This is a genomic window from Nonomuraea sp. MG754425, from assembly GCF_021699195.1.
Classification (GTDB): Bacteria; Actinomycetota; Actinomycetes; order Streptosporangiales; family Streptosporangiaceae; genus Nonomuraea.
In genome coordinates this window covers 1-23,006 of record NZ_SSXE01000161.1, presented here as the reverse complement: position 1 = coordinate 23,006, position 23,006 = coordinate 1, and the positions used below count along the sequence as shown (strand labels likewise).

23 protein-coding genes are annotated in these 23,006 nt (G+C 69.2%); 22 read left to right on the top strand and 1 reads right to left on the bottom strand.

Annotated features, from left to right (window positions below):
* On the bottom strand, positions 1 to 1,298 hold a 1,298-nt coding region (locus tag FAF44_RS39720), incomplete at its 3' end, for a glycosyltransferase family 2 protein (RefSeq protein WP_237108536.1).
* A 265-nt stretch (positions 1,299 to 1,563) separates the two neighbouring features.
* On the opposite strand from FAF44_RS39720, the gene thrC reads away from it, so the two are divergent.
* The 22 genes from thrC to FAF44_RS39610 all read left to right on the top strand — a co-directional run bounded on the left by thrC (position 1,564) and on the right by FAF44_RS39610 (position 22,900).
* Complete coding sequence (gene thrC, locus FAF44_RS39715) at positions 1,564 to 2,622, top strand: threonine synthase (RefSeq protein WP_237108535.1); 1,059 nt, start codon at positions 1,564 to 1,566, stop codon at positions 2,620 to 2,622.
* Between the two features lie 28 nt (positions 2,623 to 2,650).
* Positions 2,651 to 3,568: a homoserine kinase gene (thrB, locus tag FAF44_RS39710; RefSeq protein WP_237108534.1), complete on the top strand. Its 918-nt coding sequence runs from the start codon at positions 2,651 to 2,653 to the stop codon at positions 3,566 to 3,568.
* A gap of 456 nt (positions 3,569 to 4,024) precedes the next feature.
* Complete coding sequence (rho, locus tag FAF44_RS39705) at positions 4,025 to 6,046, top strand: transcription termination factor Rho (protein WP_237108533.1); 2,022 nt, start codon at positions 4,025 to 4,027, stop codon at positions 6,044 to 6,046.
* A 207-nt stretch (positions 6,047 to 6,253) separates the two neighbouring features.
* Positions 6,254 to 6,472, top strand: a complete 219-nt coding sequence (rpmE, locus tag FAF44_RS39700) for a 50S ribosomal protein L31 (protein WP_237108532.1) — start codon at positions 6,254 to 6,256, stop codon at positions 6,470 to 6,472.
* 88 nt (positions 6,473 to 6,560) lie between these two features.
* Complete coding sequence (gene prfA / locus FAF44_RS39695; RefSeq protein ID WP_237108531.1) at positions 6,561 to 7,613, top strand: peptide chain release factor 1; 1,053 nt, start codon at positions 6,561 to 6,563, stop codon at positions 7,611 to 7,613.
* Positions 7,610 to 8,464, top strand: coding sequence for a peptide chain release factor N(5)-glutamine methyltransferase (prmC, locus tag FAF44_RS39690; protein WP_237108530.1), 855 nt, complete (start codon positions 7,610 to 7,612; stop codon positions 8,462 to 8,464). Before prfA ends, prmC begins: the two co-directional genes overlap by 4 nt.
* A gap of 10 nt (positions 8,465 to 8,474) precedes the next feature.
* Entirely contained in the window at positions 8,475 to 9,122 is a 648-nt protein-coding gene (locus FAF44_RS39685) for an L-threonylcarbamoyladenylate synthase (RefSeq protein ID WP_237108529.1), read from the top strand.
* A 90-nt stretch (positions 9,123 to 9,212) separates the two neighbouring features.
* Entirely contained in the window at positions 9,213 to 11,495 is a 2,283-nt protein-coding gene (locus FAF44_RS39680) for a hypothetical protein (protein WP_237108528.1), read from the top strand.
* The gene (locus FAF44_RS39675) at positions 11,495 to 11,872 is read left to right on the top strand and encodes a hypothetical protein (protein ID WP_237108527.1); all 378 of its coding nucleotides are present in this window, start codon (positions 11,495 to 11,497) and stop codon (positions 11,870 to 11,872) included. Before FAF44_RS39680 ends, FAF44_RS39675 begins: the two co-directional genes overlap by 1 nt.
* Positions 11,873 to 11,938: 66 nt before the next feature.
* Positions 11,939 to 13,204: a serine hydroxymethyltransferase gene (gene glyA / locus FAF44_RS39670; protein WP_237108526.1), complete on the top strand. Its 1,266-nt coding sequence runs from the start codon at positions 11,939 to 11,941 to the stop codon at positions 13,202 to 13,204.
* Positions 13,205 to 13,261: 57 nt separating this feature from the next.
* Positions 13,262 to 14,551, top strand: coding sequence for a glycosyltransferase family 4 protein (locus FAF44_RS39665; RefSeq protein WP_237108525.1), 1,290 nt, complete (start codon positions 13,262 to 13,264; stop codon positions 14,549 to 14,551).
* A 131-nt stretch (positions 14,552 to 14,682) separates the two neighbouring features.
* Positions 14,683 to 15,105 (top strand): hypothetical protein, encoded by a 423-nt coding sequence (locus tag FAF44_RS39660; RefSeq protein ID WP_237108524.1) that lies wholly within the window; start codon positions 14,683 to 14,685, stop codon positions 15,103 to 15,105.
* 65 nt (positions 15,106 to 15,170) lie between these two features.
* Entirely contained in the window at positions 15,171 to 15,386 is a 216-nt protein-coding gene (locus FAF44_RS39655; protein WP_237108523.1) for an AtpZ/AtpI family protein, read from the top strand.
* Between the two features lie 67 nt (positions 15,387 to 15,453).
* Positions 15,454 to 16,248 carry a F0F1 ATP synthase subunit A gene (gene atpB / locus FAF44_RS39650; protein WP_237108522.1) on the top strand — a complete coding sequence of 265 codons (795 nt, stop codon included), beginning with the start codon at positions 15,454 to 15,456 and terminating at the stop codon, positions 16,246 to 16,248.
* Positions 16,249 to 16,320: 72 nt separating this feature from the next.
* Positions 16,321 to 16,551, top strand: a complete 231-nt coding sequence (gene atpE / locus FAF44_RS39645) for an ATP synthase F0 subunit C (protein WP_103955992.1) — start codon at positions 16,321 to 16,323, stop codon at positions 16,549 to 16,551.
* A 34-nt stretch (positions 16,552 to 16,585) separates the two neighbouring features.
* Positions 16,586 to 17,140 (top strand): F0F1 ATP synthase subunit B, encoded by a 555-nt coding sequence (locus tag FAF44_RS39640; protein WP_237108521.1) that lies wholly within the window; start codon positions 16,586 to 16,588, stop codon positions 17,138 to 17,140.
* A gap of 40 nt (positions 17,141 to 17,180) precedes the next feature.
* Positions 17,181 to 17,990, top strand: coding sequence for a F0F1 ATP synthase subunit delta (locus FAF44_RS39635; RefSeq protein WP_237108520.1), 810 nt, complete (start codon positions 17,181 to 17,183; stop codon positions 17,988 to 17,990).
* Between the two features lie 23 nt (positions 17,991 to 18,013).
* Positions 18,014 to 19,663, top strand: a complete 1,650-nt coding sequence (gene atpA / locus FAF44_RS39630) for a F0F1 ATP synthase subunit alpha (protein ID WP_237108519.1) — start codon at positions 18,014 to 18,016, stop codon at positions 19,661 to 19,663.
* A 3-nt stretch (positions 19,664 to 19,666) separates the two neighbouring features.
* Positions 19,667 to 20,569, top strand: coding sequence for a F0F1 ATP synthase subunit gamma (locus tag FAF44_RS39625; RefSeq protein ID WP_237108518.1), 903 nt, complete (start codon positions 19,667 to 19,669; stop codon positions 20,567 to 20,569).
* Between the two features lies 1 nt (position 20,570).
* Positions 20,571 to 22,019: a F0F1 ATP synthase subunit beta gene (gene atpD, locus FAF44_RS39620; RefSeq protein WP_237108517.1), complete on the top strand. Its 1,449-nt coding sequence runs from the start codon at positions 20,571 to 20,573 to the stop codon at positions 22,017 to 22,019.
* A 68-nt stretch (positions 22,020 to 22,087) separates the two neighbouring features.
* The gene (locus tag FAF44_RS39615) at positions 22,088 to 22,489 is read left to right on the top strand and encodes a F0F1 ATP synthase subunit epsilon (RefSeq protein ID WP_237108516.1); all 402 of its coding nucleotides are present in this window, start codon (positions 22,088 to 22,090) and stop codon (positions 22,487 to 22,489) included.
* A gap of 30 nt (positions 22,490 to 22,519) precedes the next feature.
* A complete protein-coding gene (locus FAF44_RS39610; protein ID WP_237108515.1) occupies positions 22,520 to 22,900 on the top strand; it encodes a DUF2550 domain-containing protein in 381 nt (126 codons plus the stop codon).
* The last annotated feature ends 106 nt before the right edge of the window (positions 22,901 to 23,006 follow it).

Below are 23,006 nucleotides of genomic sequence, written 5' to 3'. Positions count from 1 at the left end.
GGCTCGGGCCGGGCGGGCGCGGGCCAGAACCGGTCGGGAGCCTCGTGGCGCACGCCGTGCGTGGCCGCGACGACCTCGTCCACGTCGTCGCCGGCGGCGGCGAGCAGGCATGCGCGCCCCAGCGCCGACGTCCGTTCGAGCCGGGCCGCGCGCCCGTCGGGCAGGTCCACGACCAGGACCCCGGTGAGGTCCTTCTGCACCGACTCGACCATCCGCTCCAGCGTCGCCCGGTGCAGCGGCACGTCCACCGGCCCCCGGTAGCGGAACGGGGTGGGCGCGGGCGTCGGGGCGGCCTCGTCGATGAGGCGGACGCGTTCGTCGTGCGCGAACAGGTCACGCATGAGCCGCAACTCGAAACACGGGTCGGACAGGCCCCAGCGGCGGGTGGAGTCCAGCCGCGACCACGGCCCCACCAGCGTCACCACGACGTCCTGCAGCCTGCCGTCCAGCGCCGCCGCCACCGCCTGCCGCACCACCGACTCGGAGGTGTCGGTCACGTCGAGCACGATCTCCACGTACGGCACCAGCCAGCGCCGCCCCCGGTCCTTGCGCAGGTCCCTGCGCAGCGGGATCCGGTGCGCCAGGTACGGCTCCACGGCCCGCACGGCCCGCTCCCGGTCGCGGTGCTGGGCGGGCAGCCCCAGGTGCACGGCCTGGGCGTCCATGTCGGGCACGAAGACGACCCCGTGCATGGCCAGGCGGTAGGAGAACTCGGTGTCCTCGCCGCGCGCCACGGTCGGGTCGAGACCGCCCACGGCGTGGAAGACCTCCCTGGGAAGGGCGAAGGTCGGGCCGGTGCACACGTGGTACGGGTTACGGCTCGCGCGCAGCCCGTCGGTCTTGGCGATCGTCGCCTCGGTCGAGCTCGACACGGCCGCGGCCAGGTCGAACAGCTCTCCCAGGTGTCCGGCCTGGAAGACCTGACGCGGGGTGACGGGCGGCGCCTCGACGAACTTCTTCATCCCGATCGTGACCAGGTAGTCGGTCACGTGGTGCCAGCGCGCCAGCGCCTCGATGTGCTCGCGGCAGGCCACCATGTCGGAGTCGAGCCGCTGGATGACCTCCCCGTCGGCGGCCTTCGCGCCGGTGTTGACGGCGTTGGAGATGCCCCAGCCGTCCTCGACGCGGACGAGCCGGGTGTTGTCCGGGCGGATCTCCGGCAGCAGGATCGGCGGCCGGCTGCCGTCGTCGACGACCAGTACCTCCATGAGGTGCGCCGGATACGTCTGCGCGGCCAGGGCCGCCAGCGTCAGGTCCAGCTTGTCCTGCCCGCCGTACGCGGGTATCACCACGCTCACGGAGAGACTGGGTGACCAGGCGCCGAGCTGCGGTGCCGCCAGTGGCGAATAGTCGTTCTGCCTCAGAGCAGGACGCGCGTTCATGGTCGTGACCCCCTGCGGAGAGACCTTATCGGGAGATGCTGAGAATTTCCTGAATAGTGCCCCTGTCCAATGGCCTGTTCGCACGGGGCAGGCGCTGGGCGGGCACCGGGCGGGCACGGCTCCGCGGCGGGCGCTCGCACCCCGTACACTCGGTGCCCAACAGCGCAGGTAGGGAGTCATCATGAGCAGGTCGTGGCGTGGCCTCATCGAGGAGTACCGCGAACGTCTTCCTGTCACCCGGAAGACGCCGGTCATCACGCTGCTCGAGGGCGGCACGCCGCTGGTGCCCGCGCACCGCGTCTCCGCCCTCACGGGGTGCGACGTCTACCTGAAGGTCGAGGGGGCCAACCCGACGGGCAGCTTCAAGGACCGCGGGATGACGATGGCCATCAGCAAGGCGGTCGAGGAGGGGGCCAAGGCGGTCATCTGCGCCTCCACCGGCAACACCTCCGCATCGGCCGCCGCCTACGCCGTGCGCGCCGGGCTGACCTGCGCCGTGCTGGTGCCACGGGGGAAGATCGCCATGGGCAAGCTGGCCCAGGCGCTCGTGCACGGGGCCACGCTGCTGCAGGTCGAGGGGTCGTTCGACGACTGCCTGGAGATGACCCGCAAGCTCTCGTCCAGCTATCCCATCGCGCTGGTCAACTCCGTCAACCCGTTCCGGCTGCAGGGGCAGAAGACGGCGGCGTTCGAGATCGTCGACACGCTCGGCGACGCGCCCGACATCCACTGCATCCCGGTGGGCAACGCCGGCAACATCTCGGCGTACTGGATGGGTTACCAGGAATACTTCGACGACGGCCTGGCGACGAAGCGGCCCCGCATGTTCGGCTTCCAGGCCAGCGGCGCGGCGCCTATCGTCGGCGGCGCGCCGGTCGCCCACCCGCACACGATCGCCACCGCGATCCGCATCGGCAACCCCGCCTCCTGGGAGCTGGCCACCGCGGCCCGCGACGAGTCGGGCGGGGCCATCCAGGCGGTGACCGACCGGCAGATCGCCGCGGCGTACAAGCTGCTCGCCCAGGAAGAGGGCGTGTTCGTGGAGCTGGCCTCGGCCGCCAGCGTCGCGGGCTTGCTGCAGGCGCACGCGCAGGGCATGGTGGAGCCGGGGCAGCGCATCGTCTGCACGGTCACGGGCAACGGGCTGAAGGACCCCGACTGGGCCATCTCGGGGGCCCCCGCGCCGGTGGTCATCCCCATCGACGTCCACGCCGCGGCGGCGGCGCTCAACCTCGCCTGACGGGGAGTTGACGAGGAACAGTGAACGCATGACGACCGTACGCATCCGTGTGCCCGCCACGTCGGCGAACCTCGGGCCGGGCTTCGACGCGCTCGGGCTCGCGCTGAGCCTCTACGACGAGGTCGAGGCCGGGCTCACCGGCGAGCGCGGCGTCCACGTCACCGTCGAGGGCGAGGGCGCGGGGGAGGTGGACCTCGGCGAGGGACACCTGGTCGTCAAGGCCATGCGCGCCGCCTTCGACCGCATGGGAGCGGCCCAGCCGGAGGGGCTGTCGCTGGTCTGCCGCAACAACATTCCGCACGCCCGGGGGCTCGGATCGTCGTCGGCGGCCGTGTGCGCGGGCATTCTCGCCGCGCGCGCTTTGGCCGACAGCGAACATGCCGCCGCCTTCTCCGACGACGACGCGTACGCGCTGGCCGCCGAAATGGAAGGCCACCCCGACAACGTCGCGCCCTGCCTGGCCGGCGGGCTGACCATTTCGTGGTCCGACCACACCGGGGCGCCGCATATGGTGAAACTGGCTCCCGACCAGCGTGTCCGCCCGGTCGTCCTGATTCCTCAGACACGATCGTCCACGGAGGCGACGCGGGGGCTGCTACCGAAGGACGTGCCCCACAAGGACGCCTCCTTCAACGCCGGCAGGGCATCGCTGCTGATCGCCGCGCTGACCCAGCGGCCCGACCCAGGGCTCCTGCTCGCCGCCACAGAAGATCGACTCCATCAGCCGTACCGCGCGCCTGTGATGAGGGCGAGCGCGGATCTGGTAGAACGTCTCCGTGCAGTGGGCGTGCCCGCGGTCGTTTCGGGAGCGGGTCCCACGGTTCTTGCGTTTTCGACACCGGATACGCAGGATTTGATCGCGCCAGAAGTGGGTAATGACTGGCACATCCAGCAAATGGACGTCGACCCGGTTGGTGCGAACGTTCAGTTCCCCGAGACACGCTGATGCCTCTTTAGACCTTCAGGGAATAGCCGTGTGCGCTGGTGATGTTAGGCTGATAGCCGCACCAGATGCCCCCTTGGTGGGTGCGTGCTTGTCAGCCACACATCGCTGCATCATGCTTCACGTCGCGAGGCGGAAGCAGCGCGGCTGTCTCCCCGGAATACGTTGCCTCCGGTTGGCCCACACCCGGTTGGCCCAACGTGAGGTGGCGACGACGGGGACCTGCGCGTTCGAATCACATCGACATCTGGTTGGCGGCAGCAATCTGGGGGTGTCAGCCACGCGCCAACGGCCATCGGCGGCGTGGCAGAACCCCTACCCAAGAGTGGCGGCCGTCTCCATCGACAGCCGAAGATCGCAAAGTGCACCCCGACCCGGTCTGTCCCGCCGGATCGAAAGCACCTCCGGGACGCACGGAAGAACAAATCCGGCGCCCGACCCCTGGGAAGGACCTTTTAGTTGAGCGACACCACCGAACTCCTCTCCGACGCATCAGGCGCTGAGCCGGCGTCCGGCGACACCCCCACCCGCGCCGCGGCCAAGCCGCGTGCGCGTCGCTCCGGCACCGGCCTGTCCGCCAAGGTGCTGCCCGAGCTGCAGAAGATGGCAGCGGAGCTGGGCATCAGCGGGACCGGGCGCATGCGGAAGAGCCAGCTCATCGCGGCCATCCAGGAGAAGCAGGGTGGCGGTTCCGGAGACGGCGCACCCACCGCCGCGCCCGCGGCGGAGGCGTCGGCCCCGACCTCGACGGAGGCGGCGCCCGCGGCCGAGCGGCCCGCCCGTACGCGCAGGGAACGTTCCCGCGTCAAGCCCGCCGACAAGCCCGCCGAGGAGGCCGCCGCGCCCGTGGCGGCGCAGGCCGCCGAAGCCGCGGCCGCGCCCGTCGTGGCCGCGCCCGAGCCGGTCGCCGCTCCGGCGGAGCCCGTCGTCGAGCAGCAGTCCCAGCCGGCCGAGTCCGCGCAGGGCGACTCGCGCTCCGAGCGCGGCGAGAGCCGGCGCGAGCGCCGCAGCCGTGGTGAGCGCCGCGAGCGCGGCGACCGTGGTGACCGTGGTGACCGCGGCGGCGACCGTGGTGACCGTGGCGAGGGCGGGCGCGACGGTCGTGACGGCCGCGAGAGCCGTGACAGCCGTGACAGCCGTGGTGAGCAGCGCGACCGCGCAGCCGCCGCCGACGCCGGCGGCCGTGCCGATCAGCGGGCCGACCAGCGGGCCGATCAGCGCAATGACCCGCGGGGCGGCGACGACGACGAGCGCGGGCGCGGGCGCAGGGGCCGCTTCAGGGAGCGCAACCGCGGCCGCGGCCGTGAGCGTTACGAGGCGGGCGAGCCGGTCATCGGCGACGACGACGTGCTCATCCCGATCGCCGGCATCCTCGACATCCTCGACAACTACGCCTTCGTCAGGACCAGCGGCTACCTGCCGGGCAGCAACGACGTCTACGTCTCGCTGGCCCAGATCCGCCGCAACGGCCTGCGCAAGGGCGACGTCATCACCGGCGCCGTCAGGCAGCCGCGCGAGGGCGAGCGCCGCGAGAAGTTCAACGCCCTGGTCCGCCTCGACACCGTCAACGGCATGGACCCGGAGCAGGCCCGCAACCGGCCCGACTTCAACAAGCTGACGCCGCTCTACCCGCAGGAGCGCCTGCGCCTCGAGACCGAGCCGAACATCCTCACCACGCGGATCATCGACCTCGTCTCGCCGATCGGCAAGGGCCAGCGCGGCCTCATCGTCTCGCCGCCCAAGGCGGGCAAGACGATGGTGCTGCAGTCCATCGCCAACGCGCTCACCCGCAACAACCCCGAGTGCCACCTCATGGTCGTGCTCGTGGACGAGCGGCCGGAAGAGGTCACCGACATGCAGCGGTCGGTGAAGGGCGAGGTCATCCACTCGACCTTCGACCGTCCCGCCGAGGACCACACCACCGTCGCCGAACTCGCCATCGAGCGCGCCAAGCGCCTGGTGGAGCTGGGCCACGACGTGGTCGTCCTGCTCGACTCGATCACCCGCCTCGGCCGCGCCTACAACCTGGCCGCCCCGGCGTCCGGGCGCATCCTGTCGGGTGGTGTCGACTCCACGGCGCTCTACCCGCCCAAGCGGTTCTTCGGCGCCGCCCGCAACATCGAGAACGGCGGCTCGCTGACGATCCTCGCCACGGCCCTGGTCGAGACCGGGTCCAAGATGGACGAGGTCATCTTCGAGGAGTTCAAGGGCACCGGCAACATGGAGCTCAAGCTCAACCGGTCCCTGGCCGACAAGCGGATCTTCCCCGCGGTGGACGTCGACGCGTCCAGCACGCGTAAGGAAGAGATCCTCATGGCCAAGGAGGAGCTGCAGATCGTCTGGAAGCTGCGGCGCGTCCTGCACGCGCTCGACATGCAGCAGGCGCTGGAGCTGCTCCTGGAGAAGATGAAGGAGACCAAGTCCAACGCGGAGTTCCTCATGCAGGTCCAGAAGACCACGGTGAGCAACGACCGCGACTGACGCACGCGTTCTTGAGGGGGTGGCAGGTTCGCCTGCCACCCCTTCGCGTTGTCCGAGGGCCGGTGCGGGCGCTGATCCGCGTCCTCGGGAATGAGCGATGGCCTGGGATGGTTACACGATCTGGCACACTGGTAGCTGACCATTTCGCGGTTCCGGTTCACGCCATGCGTGACGGCGACCCGGCGGCCGCGCCCCGAAAGGACAGCGATGAAGCGCGACATCCACCCCGATTACCACGTGACGCAGGTCTCTTGCTCCTGCGGCAGCACGTTCACCACCCGTAGCACCGCCAAGAACGGCGTCATCCACGCCGACGTGTGCTCGGCCTGCCACCCGTTCTACACGGGCAAGCAGAAGATCCTCGACACCGGCGGCCGGGTGGCCCGCTTCGAGAAGCGCTTCGGCAAGAAGGCCACGGGCAACTAGCTCGACCCACGCCGGCCCGGACGCACCCCGGTGCGACTGGGTCGGCGTTGTTGGTGAAACGGCCACACTTCACGAAAAAGGACCCACGGTGAACCTCGACGAGTTGCGCAAGGAGTATTCCGAGCTGGAGCTGCAGCTCGCCGATCCCGCCGTGCACGCAGACCAGAACAAGGCCCGCACGCTCGGCCGGCGCTACTCACAGCTCACGCCGATCATCGGCACCTATCGCGAGCTCGAGTCGGCCCGCGACGACCTCGTGGCCGCCAAGGAACTGGCCGGCGAGGACGAAGGTTTCGCCGCCGAGGCCGCCGAGCTCGAGGGGCGCATCCCGCAGCTCGAGGACAAGCTCAGGCACCTGCTCATCCCGCGTGATCCCAACGATGACAAGGACATCATCATGGAGATCAAGGCGGGCGAGGGCGGTGAGGAGTCCGCGTTGTTCGCGGGCGACCTGCTGCGGATGTATCTCCGCTACGCCGAGCGGCTCGGCTGGAAGACCGAGGTCATCGACAGCCAGCCCTCCGACCTCGGCGGATACAAAGACGTCACGGTCGGTATCCGGGCCAAGGGCGACGAAGGCGTCTGGTCGCGGCTGAAGTACGAGGGCGGGGTGCACCGCGTGCAGCGGGTGCCCGTCACCGAGTCGCAGGGCCGCATCCACACCAGCGCCGCGGGCGTGCTCATCTATCCGGAGGCGGAGGAGGTCGACGTCCAGATCGACCCCAACGACCTGCGCATCGACGTCTACCGCTCCAGCGGCCCCGGCGGTCAGAGCGTCAACACCACCGACTCCGCGGTGCGCATCACCCACCTGCCCACCGGCGTCGTCGTCTCGTGCCAGAACGAGAAGAGCCAGCTCCAGAACAAGGAGTCGGCCCTGCGCATCCTGCGCGCGCGGCTGCTGGCCATCGCCCAGGAGGAGGCCGAGGCCGCGGCCCAGGCCGAGCGCAAGTCCCAGGTCCGCACCGTCGACCGCTCCGAGCGCGTCCGCACCTACAACTTCCCGGAAAACCGCATCTCCGACCACCGCGTCGGCTTCAAGGCGTATAACCTCGACCAGGTTCTCGACGGTGAGCTCAACGCCGTCACCCAGGCCCTCATAGACGCCGAGATGGCGGAGAAGCTCGCACAACACTCATGACATTTCTGCTGGACGAGATCGCGCTCGCCACCGCCCGGCTGGCCGAGGCAGGCGTTCCTTCGCCGCGCACCGACGCGGAGGAGATCGCGGCGTTCGTCCACGGCGTCCGCAGGAGCGAGCTCCACACGGTCAAGGACTCCGAGTTCGACGCGCTGTTCTGGGAGGGCGTCGCCCGGCGCGAGGCCCGCGAGCCGCTGCAGCACATCACCGGCCACGCCTACTTCCGTTATCTGGAACTGGCGGTCGGGCCCGGCGTGTTCGTGCCGCGGCCGGAGACCGAGGTGGTGGCCGGCTGGGCCATCGAGACGCTGCGCGAGATGGACGTGAACGCGCCGCTCGTCGTCGATCTGGGCACCGGGTCCGGCGCGATCGCGCTGTCCATCGCCCAGGAGGTGGCGCTGGCCGAGGTGCACGCCGTGGAGGTCGATCCGGCCGCGTACACGTGGGCCAAGCGCAACATCTCCGAACACGGCCAGGGGCGCACCTACCTGCACCCCGAAGACCTCGCCGAGGCGCTGCCCGAGCTCAACGGCAAGGTCGATCTGGTCATCTCCAACCCGCCGTACATTCCGCCCGGCGCCATCCCGCGCGATCCCGAGGTGCGCCACTACGACCCCTCCAGGGCTCTGTACGGCTCCGGCGACGACGGGCTCGGCGAGGTGCGCGCGGTGGAGCGCACGGCCCGCCGCCTGCTGCGTCCCGGTGGCTGGATGGCCGTGGAGCACGCCGACGAACAGGGCAGGGCCGTCTACCTGACCTTCCCCGAGGACAACGGCTGGCGTGACGTACGCCTTCGCCAGGACCTCACCAGAAGAGACCGCTTCGTCACGGCCCGGCTGGGCCAGGACTAGGATGCACGCCGTGGGACGACGTTTTGACTGCTCCGATCCCGACCAGCGGACGGTTGCCCTGATGGAGGCCGCCGCGGCGGTGCGCCGCGGCGAGCTCGTGGTGCTGCCGACCGACACGGTCTACGGCATCGGCGCCGACGCATTCACGCCGGCGGCCGTCACCGCGCTGCTCGACGCCAAGGGCCGGGGCCGTGACATGCCGCCGCCCGTGCTCGTGGGCACCGTCAGGGCCGCCTCGGCGCTCGTGGACGACCTGGGGCCGTACGGGCAGGACCTGATCGACGCCTTCTGGCCGGGGCCGCTCACGCTCGTCTGCAAGGCCAACCGGGCGCTGTCCTGGGACCTGGGCGACACCAAGGGCACCGTGGCCGTCCGCATGCCGCTTCACCCGGTGGCGCTCGACCTGCTCAAGGAGACCGGTCCGATGGCCGTCTCCAGCGCCAACCGCTCGGGCGCCGCCGCCGCGACCACGGCGGAGGAGGCCGAGAAGCAGCTCGGCGAGTCGGTCGAGGTCTACCTCGACGGCGGCAAGACCACCGACAACACGCCCTCCACGATCCTCGACCTCACCACGGCCGTGCCCCGGCTGCTGCGGCGCGGGGCCATCCCGGTGGAGAAGCTGCGCGGCATCATCGGTTACGTCGCCACCGACGACTGACGTATACCCGCTGCTTATTCCGGCTGCTATCGCACGCGGGCCAACATTACGGTGAGGCCCGGAGCGGCGGTAGACGTCCGGGAGTGGCCCATGGGCAAGTACGACGGCATGGATCCCAAGTTGGTCCGTGATCTGGTGACCGAGGTGAGGCACGCGGCCACGGAGATGCGCGGGGTCGAGGATCGGGTCAGAGCCGTCATGCATCGGGCCGGCCTGCCCGCCCAGGCCACCCATCGGCCCGCGCAGATCGCCGAGGCCGTGGACGACATGGTCAAGGACGTCAACGTACGGCTCGGGGAACTGGAGAAACGCGTCGAGTCGCCGTCGAAGGGCACGACGCCGACCGACGAGCCCAAGGAAGTGCGCGGGCGTCAGGACAAGTACGACAACCCACGAGCCGACGCAAAACCGGACGCTGACGGTAAGACCGGTTCCGACGGCAAGCCGGATGCTGACGGTAAGACCGGTTCGGACGGCAAGCCGGATGCTGACGGCAAGACCGGTTCCGATAGCAAGCCGGACGCTGACGGCAAGACCGGTTCCGACGGCAAGCCGGATGCTGACGGCAAGACCGGTTCTGACAGCAAGCCGGATGCTGATGGCAAGACCGGTTCGGATGAGAAGCCCGATGCTGACGGCAAGACCGGCTCCGAGGGGAAGCCGGATGCAGGGGGGAAGACCGAGTCCGACGGTAAGACCTGTGACGATGCGGCGGACACGGGCACCGGGAAGGACGGCTCGACCGGGTCCGAAGGGCAGACCGGGGACCAGGTCGGCGATCAGTCCAAGGGCGACGACCTGGACAGCAGGCGCGATCGGGGCACCGAGGCGGACGACAGGGCGACCGACACCCCGGCCAAGGAGACGAACGTCCCCGTCAACGAGGGGGACACCCCCGCCGCGGGCGGGCAGGCTGCCGGCAAGCCGCAGGTCGTGGTGGTCGATGGGGTCAAGGTCCTCCAGGTGCCGCTCGAACCGCCGGTGGCGGCGGTGATCGAGGACATGCTGGAGCATCCGGACAAGGTACGCCCGGCCGACATGCCGCAAGTGTCCGCCGACGGTGCGACGAACGTCACGAACGTCAACGACTGGGCCGACGACGGCAGCGACGTCGTCTCCGTCGAGGCGAGCCCGCCCGGCCTGGACGCGTTGCAGACGGTGATCGAGGACCACCGGGAGATCGCGCCGCAGGACATGCCAGGGGTGCAGGTCCCGGCGGGCGAGTACGGCAAGGGGGAGTGGGCCGAGCGCGAGATCCGGCCGGACGGCCCCGTGGGCTCGATCGACGCGGGCGGCCCGAGCGCCGGCGTCGGCGCGTCGGTCACGCTCCCGCCGACGGACACGACGACCGTCGGCGGCTCGATGCCGGATTCGGTCGCGGACGGCGGCCCTCGCGCAGATCCGCCGGTCTCCACCCCATACGGCACGGAGACCACACAGGCCACCGACACCGCCTACGACGCTGACCCCGCACGAGACACCGACACCCGGGACGCGAGCACCACGCACGACACGAACACCGCACGCGACGCCGACACGGTCAGGGACGCGGGCACAGCACGCGATGCCGACACCCCACCGGGCGACGGCGCATGTGACTCGGGCAAGGACGCGGACACGCCGCCGAGCGACGACGACACCGGCAAGGGCACCGACACGGGCAAGGACACGGATACCGGCAGGGGTGCCGACTCACCGCCGACAAGCGGGGACACCAAGCCGGACCTGCCGACGCCCGACAAGCCGGACCAGGGCACGGGGGACAAGCCGGACCTGCCGATGCCCGACAAGCCGGACCAAGGCACTGGCGACAAGCCGGACCAGGGCGCGGGCGGCCAAGGAAAGCCCGTCGCCATCCCGCCGACCAACCCGGCCGACACGAACGCGGACACCAGCCCCGGTACCAGCACCAATGGCACCCACACCAACAACGGCGCCTACAGCAACACCAGCACCGAGCACACGCCAGGCGCACCGCAAGAGCCGGGCTCCGGCACCGACGCTCCGGCAGCGGGCAGAGACGCGGTAACCCCCAGGGCCGACGCCTACGGGCAACCCGTTCGCGGGACGGATCCGGCGTTCAACCTCCTGATCGCCTACGACGTGGACCCAGGACAGGACCCGGCCACGGGATCGGGTGCCATCACGTGGGCGAACGACGGCACCGACGTCGTCTCCGCCGACGCTACCCCGCCCACCCCGGACGCGCTCGCGACGGTGATCGACCACCACCGCGACATCCGACCCCAGGACATGCCCGGCGTGGAGATCCCGGCAGGCGGGTACGGCAAGGGCGAGTGGGCCCCGCAGGACGTCGGCCCCGACGGCCCGCCGGGCGCGGTGGACCCGGGCCGGCCGGAAAGGAGCGTGTGATGTTCGCCGACCCGCCGGCCCCCCGGCCCAAGGGCCGCACGGAGGCCCCGCCCGTGAGCGCCACAGGGCCCCTGGAGACGCCTCAGAGGGCTTGGGAGTTCAACCCCGACTATCAGCGCCTGGTAGAGGCGTGGGAGGCCGTACGACCCCACCTGGACACGCTCAGGGGCGCTCTCGACAAGGCGTACGCCCTGGCCAAGAGCCCCCAGACCTGGGACGCGCCCGTGGGCGACCGGTACGCGCGCGACATCCGCGAGTGGCGTGCCCGGCTCGACGCCTACCGTCACTCCGTGCTCAGCGCGATCAGCGACGAGGCGGCCGACACACCGCGGTGGGTGCAGACGACGGCGAACGCCCCGCACGCCTTCCCCTCGTAGGGCACGCGGTGCTCAGGCCACGGCCCGCCTATGGGAGAAACGGACGTTAGGTCGTACAGTGGTGCAATGGGTGTGAAACCCTACTACGGTCCCGACTTCGGGCTCCTGCTGAGCCAGGATCCCGAGATCGCGCAGGTCCTGCTCGACGAGCTGGACCGGGAGCGCGGCGGGATCCAGCTCATCGCGAGCGAGAACTTCACCTCGCCCGCGGTCCTCGCCGCGCTGGGATCCACCCTCACCAACAAGTACGCCGAGGGCTACCCGGGCAGGCGCTACTACGGCGGCTGCGAGGTGGTGGACCGGGCGGAGCGACTGGCCATCGAGCGGGCGTGCGCCCTGTTCGGTGCCGAGCACGCCAACGTCCAGCCCCATTCGGGCGCGTCGGCGAACCTGGCCGCGTACGCCGCCCTGCTGAAGCCCGGCGACACCATGCTGGCCATGGCGCTGCCGCACGGCGGCCACCTCACTCATGGCTCCAAGGTGAACTTCTCGGGAAAATGGTTCGACGTCGTGTCGTACGGAGTGCGTCGCGACACCGAACTCATCGACTACGACGAGGTGCGCGACCTAGCGCTGCGGCACGGCCCGAAGGTCATCGTGTGCGGGGCCACGGCGTATCCGAGGCTGATCGACTACCAGGTGTTCCGCGGCATCGCGGACGAGGTGGGGGCGTGGCTGCTGGCCGACGCGGCGCATCCGATCGGGCTGATGGCGGGCGGCGCGATCCCGTCGGCGGTGCCGTACGCGGACGTCGTGACGCTCACCACGCACAAGACGCTGCGCGGGCCGCGCGGCGGGGCGATCCTGTGCACGGGGGAGCTGGCCGGGCGGATCGACCGGGCGGTGTTCCCGTTCGTGCAGGGCGGGCCGCTGATGCACGTGGTGGCGGCCAAGGCGGTGGCGTTCGCGGAGGCGATGCGGCCCGGGTTCGCCGGCTACGCCCAGCGGGTGATCGCGAACGCGCGAGCCCTGACCGAGGCGCTGACCAGGGAGGGGATGCGGGCGGTGTCAGGCGGCACGGACACCCACCTGGCGCTGATCGACCTGCGCGAGCTGGGCGTGTCAGGGGCGGAGGCCGAACGCAGGTGCGCGGCGGCCGGGATCACGCTGAACCGCAACGCCGTCCCGTACGACCCCGAGCCGGCCGCGATCGCCTCGGGCATCCGCGTCGGCACGCCCTGCGTGACCACGCAGGGGATGGGGCTCCAGGATCTTGAAGAGATCGGCACGCTCGTGAGCCGGGCGGTGCGAAGTCCTGGCAGTTCAGCGGAGGTCAGGGAAAGAGTGGCGGCGCTTCTCGCCATCCATCGTCCATATCTCAGCGAATATTAAGCTGGTCTGAGTCGTTTTCCGGTCACAGTCGGCCGGAGCATCCGGGAAACTAGGTCTGTGCGCGAATACCTGTTCATGGCGCTCATCTCGGCGGCGGTGACGTATCTGCTGGTGCCGCTGGTGCGCCGCTTCGCCATCCGCATCGGCGCCATGCCCGAGGTTCGCGAGCGTGACGTGCACACCAAGCCGACACCCAGGCTGGGCGGCCTGGCGATGTACGGCGGCCTGGTCGTCGGCCTGCTGACCGCCAGCCATCTCACCCACACCGGCGACGCGCTCGCCGCCTACGACGCCGACGTGGTCACGGCGCTGATCGTGGCCGGCGGGCTCATCACGCTGACCGGCTTCCTCGACGACTGGTGGGGCATGGACGCCTTCATCAAGCTCGGCGGGCAGATCGCGGCCGCGGGCGTGCTGGTCTTCTTCAACCTGCGCCTGCTCTACATCCCGCTGCCGAAGGACTGGGGCGGCTCCACCAGCCTCGACTACACGCTCAGCACGGTCATCACGATCCTGGTCGTGGTGGTCACGATCAACGCGGTCAACTTCGTCGACGGGCTCGACGGGCTCGCGGCCGGGGTGGTGTGCATCGCGGCCATGGCCACCTGGGCGTACTCGGTCTTCCTGGCGCAGAGCATGAGCGCCGGCAACATCACCACGACCGCGGCCATCGCCGCCGTGCTCATCGGCACCTGCCTGGGCTTCCTGCCGCACAACTTCCACCCGGCGAAGATCTTCATGGGCGACACCGGGGCCATGCTGATCGGCCTGGTGCTCGCCTCCTCCATCGTGACGGTGACGCCCCTCGACCCGGCGGCCATCGAGAGCGTGAACAAGTTCCCGGTCCTGCTGCCGCTGATCCTGCCCGCAGGGGTGCTGATCCTGCCGCTGGTCGACCTCATCACGGCCGTGGTGCGCCGCACCTCGCAGGGGTTGTCGCCGTTCGCGCCCGACCGCGGTCACCTGCACCACCGGCTGCTCGACATCGGCCACTCGATGCGCAGGTCCGTGCTGATCATGTACGCGTGGGCGTTCCTGTTCTCGTTCGGCGTGGTGCTGATGTCACGTGTGGGCGTGCCGCTGCTGCTGTTCCTCGCCTTCAGCGTGCTGGCGCTGCTCGTGCTCGTGCTCATGGCGGCCCCGCGCTGGCGGGGCAGGGGCGGGGCGCACACCACGCCGCGTGGCAAGCGGCCCGACAACGACGACGGCCCGCCCACGGGCCCGATGCCGGCGATCCCGCCGGACCCCCCGGCCAGGCGGCAGGCGCCGCCGGCCGACGGCTCCTCGCCCGAGCGGGCGTCGGCCGAGGGGAAACCGGTCATTCCCGCCTTTCCGAGTCGTTCGTGATCGTGAACTAGAAACGGCAGGTAAAAGCGGTCTTCCGTGAGCTTGTGATATCTTTCACGAGCAGGGACTCCAGACTGACCGGTTCTGGAGGTAGCAAACGCTCGCTTGATAACTTGTTTGATGGAGCATCGATGCAGGCCAACGACGTGCGCGTACTCAAGAGCGCCGCGATTCCGACCCTGGCGGTTGGAGTGGTCGCCGTCGTGGTCGCGCTCCTGACGGCAGGAGGCGAGGGGGCGCTGGGCGCGGCCATCGGCACCTTGCTCGTCGGGGTGTTCTTCAGCATCAGCGTGGTGGCGGTCTCCTACGCCGCCCGCGTCAGCCCCCAGATCATGGCGATCGCCGCGATGCTCAGCTATCTGGTCAAGGTCGTCGCCATCATGATCGTGTTGAGCGTCTTCGGCGACACGACGGCCTGGAATCCTCAGTCCTTCGCCTGGTCGGTCGTGGTCTGCACACTGGTGTGGACGGCCTTCGAGGTGCGGGCCTTCATCAAGACCAAGATGCTTTACGTCGACCCCGAGGCCAAGGTCCCCGGCAAGGGTGACTCATGAGTCTCGCTCATGGGCGGGGTCCGATATGACTAGTCCTCCACTTGCCTGCTATCGTCGGGGCCGCGATGAGCGCACAGGAACGCCGGCCGGAAGAAGACGGTCGCGACTTCGCCGACGCCATGTGGTCGATCCCCAGCTATCTGCTCGCCGGGATGATCATCTATGGCGGAATCGGCTGGTTGCTGGACCGCTGGCTAGACATGTCCGCGTTCTTCCCCATAGGCACCGTCCTGGGGCTGGTGCTTGCCGGCTATCTCGCCTACCGGAAGTTCTCTCGCTAGTCCGACGTAGCGAAAACTTCGCCGAGGAAACCCTTGTGATCCACTACGACGTTGAAGGGAACGCCGCGTGATTACGCTGACGGCCCCAGCCCACGGTGATGAGTTCTCCGCGCCGACGCCGAACGAACTCTTCGACCTGGCCCCGATCATCCCCGGGGTCGAATGGTTCACGAAGCCGGTTCTGCTGGCGGTCCTCAGCGCGGTCATCGTGATCGGCCTGACCTGGGCGGCCTTCTCCAAGCCGAAGCTCGTGCCCAGAGGCGTGCAGAACGTCGTCGAATACGGCTACATGTTCGTCCGCGACCAGGTCGCCCGGCCCTTCCTGGGCAAGGACGCCGACCGGTTCATGGGCCTGCTGCTGACGCTGTTCTTCCTGGTCCTCGTCTGGAACCTGATGGGTGTCGTACCGATCGCCCAGTTCCCGGTGGCCTCGCACATCGCCTTCCCGGCGGTGCTCGCGCTCTCGATCTACGTGCTGAAGATCTACCTCGGCTTCAAGCACCAGGGCGTGGGCGGCTACTTCAAGAACATGATGTTCCCCCCCGGGCTGCCGAAGCCGATCTACCTGCTGCTGTCGCCGATCGAGTTCCTCTCGAACATGATCATCGCGCCGTTCACGCACGCGGTCCGGCTCTTCGCCAACATGTTCGCCGGGCACATGCTGCTCGCGTTCTTCAGCATGGTCGGGTTCTGGTTCCTGTTCGAGAAGCTCACGCCGCTGGGTGCGCCCGTCGGCGTCATCGGCGTGGTCATGACGATCATCTTCACCGGCTTCGAGATCTTCATTCAGTTCCTGCAGGCGTTCCTCTTCGCGATGCTGGCATCGATGTACATCGGTGGCTCCTTGCACGCAGAGCACTGAGAACCACATACCGGAATATCCATGACCGGTGAGACTCCACTTCACCGGCCGTCCAGTAAAGGAATAACAGTAATGAGCGTTCTCGCTGAGGTCTCCGGCAACGTCACCGCCATCGGTTACGGTCTCGCCGCCATCGGCCCCGGCATCGGCGTCGGCATCATCTTCGGCCAGGGCGTGCAGGCCATCGCCCGCCAGCCGGAGGCGTACGGGCTGATCCGTCAGAACATGCTCCTCGGCTTCGTGCTCACCGAGGCCCTCGCCCTGATCGGTCTGGTCGCGCCGTTCCTCTTCGCGAACCTCTAAAGACCAGAAGAATCCCTGACGAAAGGCTGCACCAATGAAACTGGCAGCTACGCTCCTCGCGGCGGAGGAGGGTGAGTTCAACCCGCTCCTCCCGCACACGTACGAGCTCGTCGTCGGTATCTTCGCGTTCCTCGTCGTCTTCTTCGTCGTCGGCAGGATGCTCGTCCCGCGTATCCAGAAGACGCTGGCCGAGCGGACCGACGCGATCGAGGGCGGCATCAAGAGGGCGGAGGAGGCGCAGGCGGAGGCTCAGGCCCTGCAGAAGCGCTACTCCGAGCAGCTCGAAGAGGCCCGTCGCGACGCGGCCCGGCTGCGCGAGGAAGCTCGCGAGCAGGCCGCGCAGATCAAGGTCGAGCTTCGCGAGGAGGCGCAGGCCGAGGCCCGCCGTCTCGTGGAGGCCGCGCACACGCAGATCGAGGCCGACCGCCAGGCGGCGTTCGCCCAGCTCCGTACCGAGATCGGGCGCCTGTCGACCGACCTGGCCGGTCGCATCGTCGGCGAGTCCCTGGAGGACGAGGTCCGCCAGAGCCGCATCGTCGACCGGTTCCTCGACGAGCTGGAGAGCTCCAACGCGCAGGCGGTGCGCTGATGCGGGAGCGAACCCACCGCGCTGAGCGGGTGAGCGACCGATGAGAGGGTTGAGCAGGACCTCGCTGGCCGAGGTCGAAGAGCGCTTCAACGCGGTCGCCGGGAGCGCCGACCTCGGTACGCTCTCCGATGAGTTGTTCGCGGTCGCGGATCTGCTCGACCGCGAGCACGGCCTGCGCCGCGCCCTGTCCGACCCGGCCAGGGCGGCCGAGCAGAAGACCGGCGTCGTCGGCTCGCTGCTCGGCGGCAAGGTGGGCGCGGCCACCCAGGCCACCACCGAGTCGGCGGTCTCGGCCAAGTGGTCGCGCGCCGGTGACCTGGCCGACGTGCTCGAACGGCTCGGCGTCGTCGCCGCGGCGGCGGAGGCGGAGGGCCAGAGCCGGCTCGACGACGTGGAGGACGAGCTCTTCCGCTTCGGCCGCATCGTCGCCGCCAATCCCGGCCTGCGCCGCGCGTTCGCCGATGCGGCCGCTCCCGAGGAGGGCAAGCGCGAACTGCTGCGCAGCCTGCTCGAGGGCAAGGTCGCCCCGTCCAGCCTGCGTCTGATCACGCAACTCGTGGTGCACCCACGGGGACGTAGCCTGGAAACCGGCCTGGAAGAGGTCGGTCAGCTCGTGGCCCAGCAGCGCCAGCGCCTCGTGGCGGTGGTGCGCAGCGCGGTCGAGCTGACCGAGGAGCAGAAGCAGCGCCTGACGGCGTGGCTGCGCACCTCCTACGGCCGTGACGTGCACCTGAACGTCGAGGTGGACAAGCGAGTGCTCGGTGGGTTCTCGGTCCGCATCGGCGACGAGATCATCGACACCACCATTGTGGGACGAATCGAAGAAGTCCGCCGCCGGTTGGCCGGCTAGGCGAAGAGGGAGACAGAGTAGAGATGGCGGAGCTTACGATCCGGCCGGACGAGATCCGGGACGCGCTTGAGCGCTTCGTCCAGGCGTACGAACCGGAAGGCGCCGCGCGCGAGGAGATCGGGACCGTCGTCGACGCCGGCGACGGCATTGCCCATGTCTCCGGCCTTCCCTCGGCGATGGCGAACGAGCTGCTCGAGTTCGAGAACGGCACGCGCGGCCTGGCACTTAACCTCGACACCCGTGAGATCGGTGCCGTGGTACTGGGCGAGTTCAGCGGCATCGAGGAAGGCCAGACGGTCCGCCGGACGGGCGAGGTCCTGTCCGTGCCCGTCGGCGACAACTTCCTCGGCCGTGTGATCGACCCCCTGGGTAACCCGCTCGACGGCAAGGGCGCCATCGAGGCCGAGGGCACGCGTGCCCTTGAGCTGCAGGCCCCCACCGTCGTTCAGCGGCAGCCGGTGAAGCAGCCGCTGCAGACCGGCATCAAGGCGATCGACGCCATGACGCCGATCGGCCGTGGCCAGCGCCAGCTGATCATCGGTGACCGTGGCACCGGCAAGACCGCGATCGCCGTGGACACCATCCTCAACCAGCGTGAGGGCTGGCTGTCCGGCGACCCCGAGCAGCAGGTCCGCTGCGTCTACGTCGCCATCGGCCAGAAGGGCTCGACGATCGCGCAGGTCAAGGCGCGTCTTGAGGAGGCCGGCGCGCTCGAGTACACGACCATCGTCGCGGCCCCCGCCTCCGACCCGGCCGGCTACAAGTACCTTGCCCCCTACACCGGCTCGGCCGTCGGCCAGCACTGGATGTACCAGGGCAAGCATGTCCTGATCGTGTTCGACGACCTGACCAAGCAGGCCGACGCCTACCGCGCCGTGTCCCTGCTGCTGCGTCGCCCGCCGGGCCGTGAGGCCTTCCCCGGCGACGTCTTCTACCTCCACTCCCGGCTGCTGGAGCGCTGCGCCAAGCTCTCCAACGACATGGGTGCCGGCTCGATGACCGGTCTGCCGATCATCGAGACCAAGGGCAACGACGTGTCGGCGTTCATCCCGACCAACGTCATCTCCATCACCGACGGCCAGTGCTTCCTTGAGACGGACCTGTTCAACGCCGGTGTCCGTCCGGCCATCAACGTCGGTATCTCGGTCTCCCGAGTCGGTGGCTCCGCGCAGGTCAAGGCCATGCGCAAGGTCGCCGGCACGCTGAAGCTGTCGCTGTCGCAGTACCGCGACCTGGAGGCGTTCGCCGCGTTCGCCTCCGACCTCGACGCCGCCTCCCGCGCCCAGCTCGAGCGTGGTCAGCGGCTGGTCGAGCTGCTCAAGCAGCCGCAGTACTCGCCGTACCCCGTCGAGAAGCAGGTCGTGTCGGTGTGGTCCGGCACCACCGGTGAGCTGGACGAGGTGCCGACCGAGGACATCCGCCGCTTCGAGCAGGAGTTCCTCGACTACCTCCAGTCCTCGCGCAAGGGGATCTTCGACGGCATCCGCGAGACGCGCGATCTGTCGGACGACGCGGTGACCGTCCTGAAGGACGCCATCACGGAGTTCAAGAAGGGCTTCACCACCTCCTCGGGTGAGCTGCTGGTCAAGGACGAGCCGGTGGCGCCGCTGGCGGCCGACGAGGTCGGCCAGGAGAAGATCAAGAAGGTCGTCCGTCCGGCGGCGGAGAAGTAGGACATGGGTGCCCAGCTAAGGCTGCTGCGGCGGCGGATCAACTCGGTCAAGTCGACCGCGAAGATCACGCGCGCCCAGGAGCTCATCGCCTCTTCACGGATCGTGAAGGCGCAGCAGCGGATGCAGGCGGCGCTGCCGTACGAGCGTGAGATCACTCGCGCCGTCACCGGCGTCGTCAGCAACGCGGCCAGCGTCGACCATCCGCTGACCGTGGCGAATGAGAACCCCGCCAAGGCGGGCGTCCTCATCGTCACCAGCGACAGCGGGTTCTGCGGCGGCTTCAACGCCAACGTGCTGCGTGAGGCCGAGGCCCTGCGCGGGTTGCTGCAGAGCCGCGGGCTGACCGTCGTCCCGTTCGTCACCGGGCGCAAGGGTGTCACGTGGCACACCTTCCGCGGCCGGACGATGGGCGGGAGCTGGGTCGGCTTCTCGCGCCGACCGGCGTACGCCGACGCCAAGGAGATCGCCAACACGCTGATCGACTCGTTCAAGGACGAGGGCGGCATCGACGAGATCCATATCGTCTCGACCGAGTTCGTCTCGATGCTCACGCAGAACGTCGTGGTCAAGCGGGTGCTGCCGCTGGAGGTCGAGGAGACCGAGGCGACGGAGTCCACCGCGATCCCGCCGTACTTCGAGTTCGAGCCGACCGCCGGTGACGTGCTGGAGTCGCTGCTTCCGCGTTACGTGGAGTCGCGCATCTTCACCGCGCTGCTCCAGTCGGCCGCCTCCGAGGAGGCCGCCCGGCGGCGTGCGATGAAGTCCGCGACCGACAACGCCAACGAGCTGATGCGGGTGCTCACCCAGCAGATGAACCAGGCTCGCCAGGCCGAGATCACCCAGGAAATCAGCGAGATCGTCGGTGGCGCCAACGCGCTGGCTGACGCCGCAGCGGGGAAAGAGTGAAATGACTGCAGAGGCTGTTGAAACTGTAGAAGCCGCCGCGGCCGGCACCGGCCGCGTGGCACGAGTCACCGGCGCCGTCGTCGACGTGGAGTTCTCCGTCGAGTCGATGCCCGACATCTATAACGCGCTCAAGGTCGAGGTGACCCTCGGCGGCGAGGTCAAGACCCTGACGCTCGAGGTCGCCCAGCACCTGGGTGACAACCTCGTCCGCGCCATCTCCATGCAGCCCACCGACGGCCTGGTCCGCGGCCAGACGGTCGCCGACACCGGCAATCCGATCTCGGTGCCGGTCGGCGACGTCGTCAAGGGCCACGTGTGGAACGCGCTCGGCGAGACGCTCGACGTGCCCACCTCCTCGCTCAACATCAGCGAGCGGTGGGGCATCCACCGGCCGTCGCCGCCCTTCGACCAGCTCGAGTCCCGTACCGAGCTGCTCGTCACCGGCATCAAGGTCATCGACCTGCTCACCCCGTACGTGCAGGGTGGGAAGATCGGCCTGTTCGGCGGCGCCGGCGTGGGCAAGACGGTGCTCATCCAGGAGATGATCCGCCGTGTCGCCCGTAACTTCGGTGGCACCTCGTGCTTCGCCGGTGTGGGCGAGCGCACCCGTGAGGGCAACGACCTCTGGCTGGAGATGGAGGAGGCGGACGTCCTCAAGGACACCGCGCTCGTCTTCGGCCAGATGGACGAGCCGCCGGGCACCCGTCTGCGCGTCGCGCTGTCCGCGCTGACGATGGCGGAGTACTTCCGCGACGTGCAGAAGCAGGACGTGCTGCTGTTCATCGACAACATCTTCCGCTTCACGCAGGCCGGTTCCGAGGTCTCCACGCTGCTCGGCCGGATGCCGTCCGCGGTGGGTTACCAGCCCACGCTGGCCGACGAGATGGGTGTGCTCCAGGAGCGCATCACCTCGACGCGCGGTCACTCGATCACCTCCATGCAGGCGATCTACGTGCCCGCCGACGACATCACCGACCCGGCCCCGCACAACGCGTTCGCGCACCTCGACGCGCAGACCGTGTTGTCGCGGCCGATCTCGGAGAAGGGCATCTACCCCGCGGTGGACCCGCTCGACTCCTCCTCCCGGATCCTCGACCCGCAGATCGTGGGCGAGGAGCACTACCGGGTGGCCCAGGAGACCAAGCGGATCCTGCAGAAGTACCGCGAGCTCCAGGACATCATCGCGATCCTCGGTATCGACGAGCTCTCCGAGGAGGACAAGGTCACCGTCCAGCGGGCCCGCCGCATCGAGCGCTTCCTGTCGCACCCGATGTACGCGGCCGAGGCCTTCACCGGCCAGCCGGGCGAGACCGTGCCGCTCGACGAGACCATCGCCTCCTTCAAGGGCCTCTGCGCGGGTGAGTACGACCACCTGCCCGAGCAGGCGTTCTTCATGGTCGGCGGCATCGACCAGGCCATCGCGAAGGCCAAGGAACTCGAGCGCCGCTAATCGCTTCCACGGTGGTGGTGCGGCGCTGAGCGTCGTGCCACCACCTGATCGGAAAGGAACCAACCCAAGTGGCGAGGCTACGCGTAGGGGTTGTCTCACCCGAGCGTGAGATCTGGTCGGGCGAGGCCGACATGGTGATTGCCAAGACCGTGGACGGCGAGATCGGTATCATGCCGCAACACGCGCCTGTGCTCGGCGTCCTCGTCGAGGGCGGAGTGCTGCGCGTGAAGCGGGAAGGCGAGCCGGAGCTGGTGGCGGCGGTGCACGGGGGCTTCATCTCCGTGGCCGACGACGAGGTGTCCGTGCTGGCCGAGGTGGCCGAGCTCGGCTCCGAGGTCGATGTCGCGGCTGCCCGCGACGCTCTCGACCGGGCTCAGGCCTCGATCGAGGCCAACCAGGAAGACGCCGACGCGGCGATCGAGGCCAAGCGTGCCAGGGCTCGGCTGCGTGCGGCGGGCGAAGAGGTTTAATACATATCAAGCGGCTTTCAGGGGGGCGGCATGGTAGCGACGGTTGTGACTCTCGTAGTGCTGCTGGCCGCCCTCATCGTGCTACGTGGGGTCACGCTGGCGCGGTCGCGGGGAAGTGTGCCCTGTCGACTGCAAGTGGGTGAGCGCGGGTGGCAGAGCGGAGTAGCCCGTTATGCCGACGGGGAGCTCCACTGGATCCCGCTGCTCGGCGTTCGAATCAGGCCGCGTCACGCTATCGCGAGGCGCGGCCTTGTCGTTTCCGCCCGGCGGGAGATCGACGGGGGGTTCTTCGCGGTCGACTGCACGGGGAGCACCCGGGGGTTGTCGCTGGCGATGAGCGCCGATGCGATGACTGGGTTCCTGGCGTGGCTGGAGTCGGCGCCGCCCAGCGCGTACCTGGACGTCGCCTGAGCGGTGCCCCTAGTACTACATAGCTAGATCTGCATGTGTTGGAGGCGCAGGCGCTGCCGGAAGTGGTGCCTGCGCGCTGTGGCCTGATGTCGGCGGCGGAGGGCTG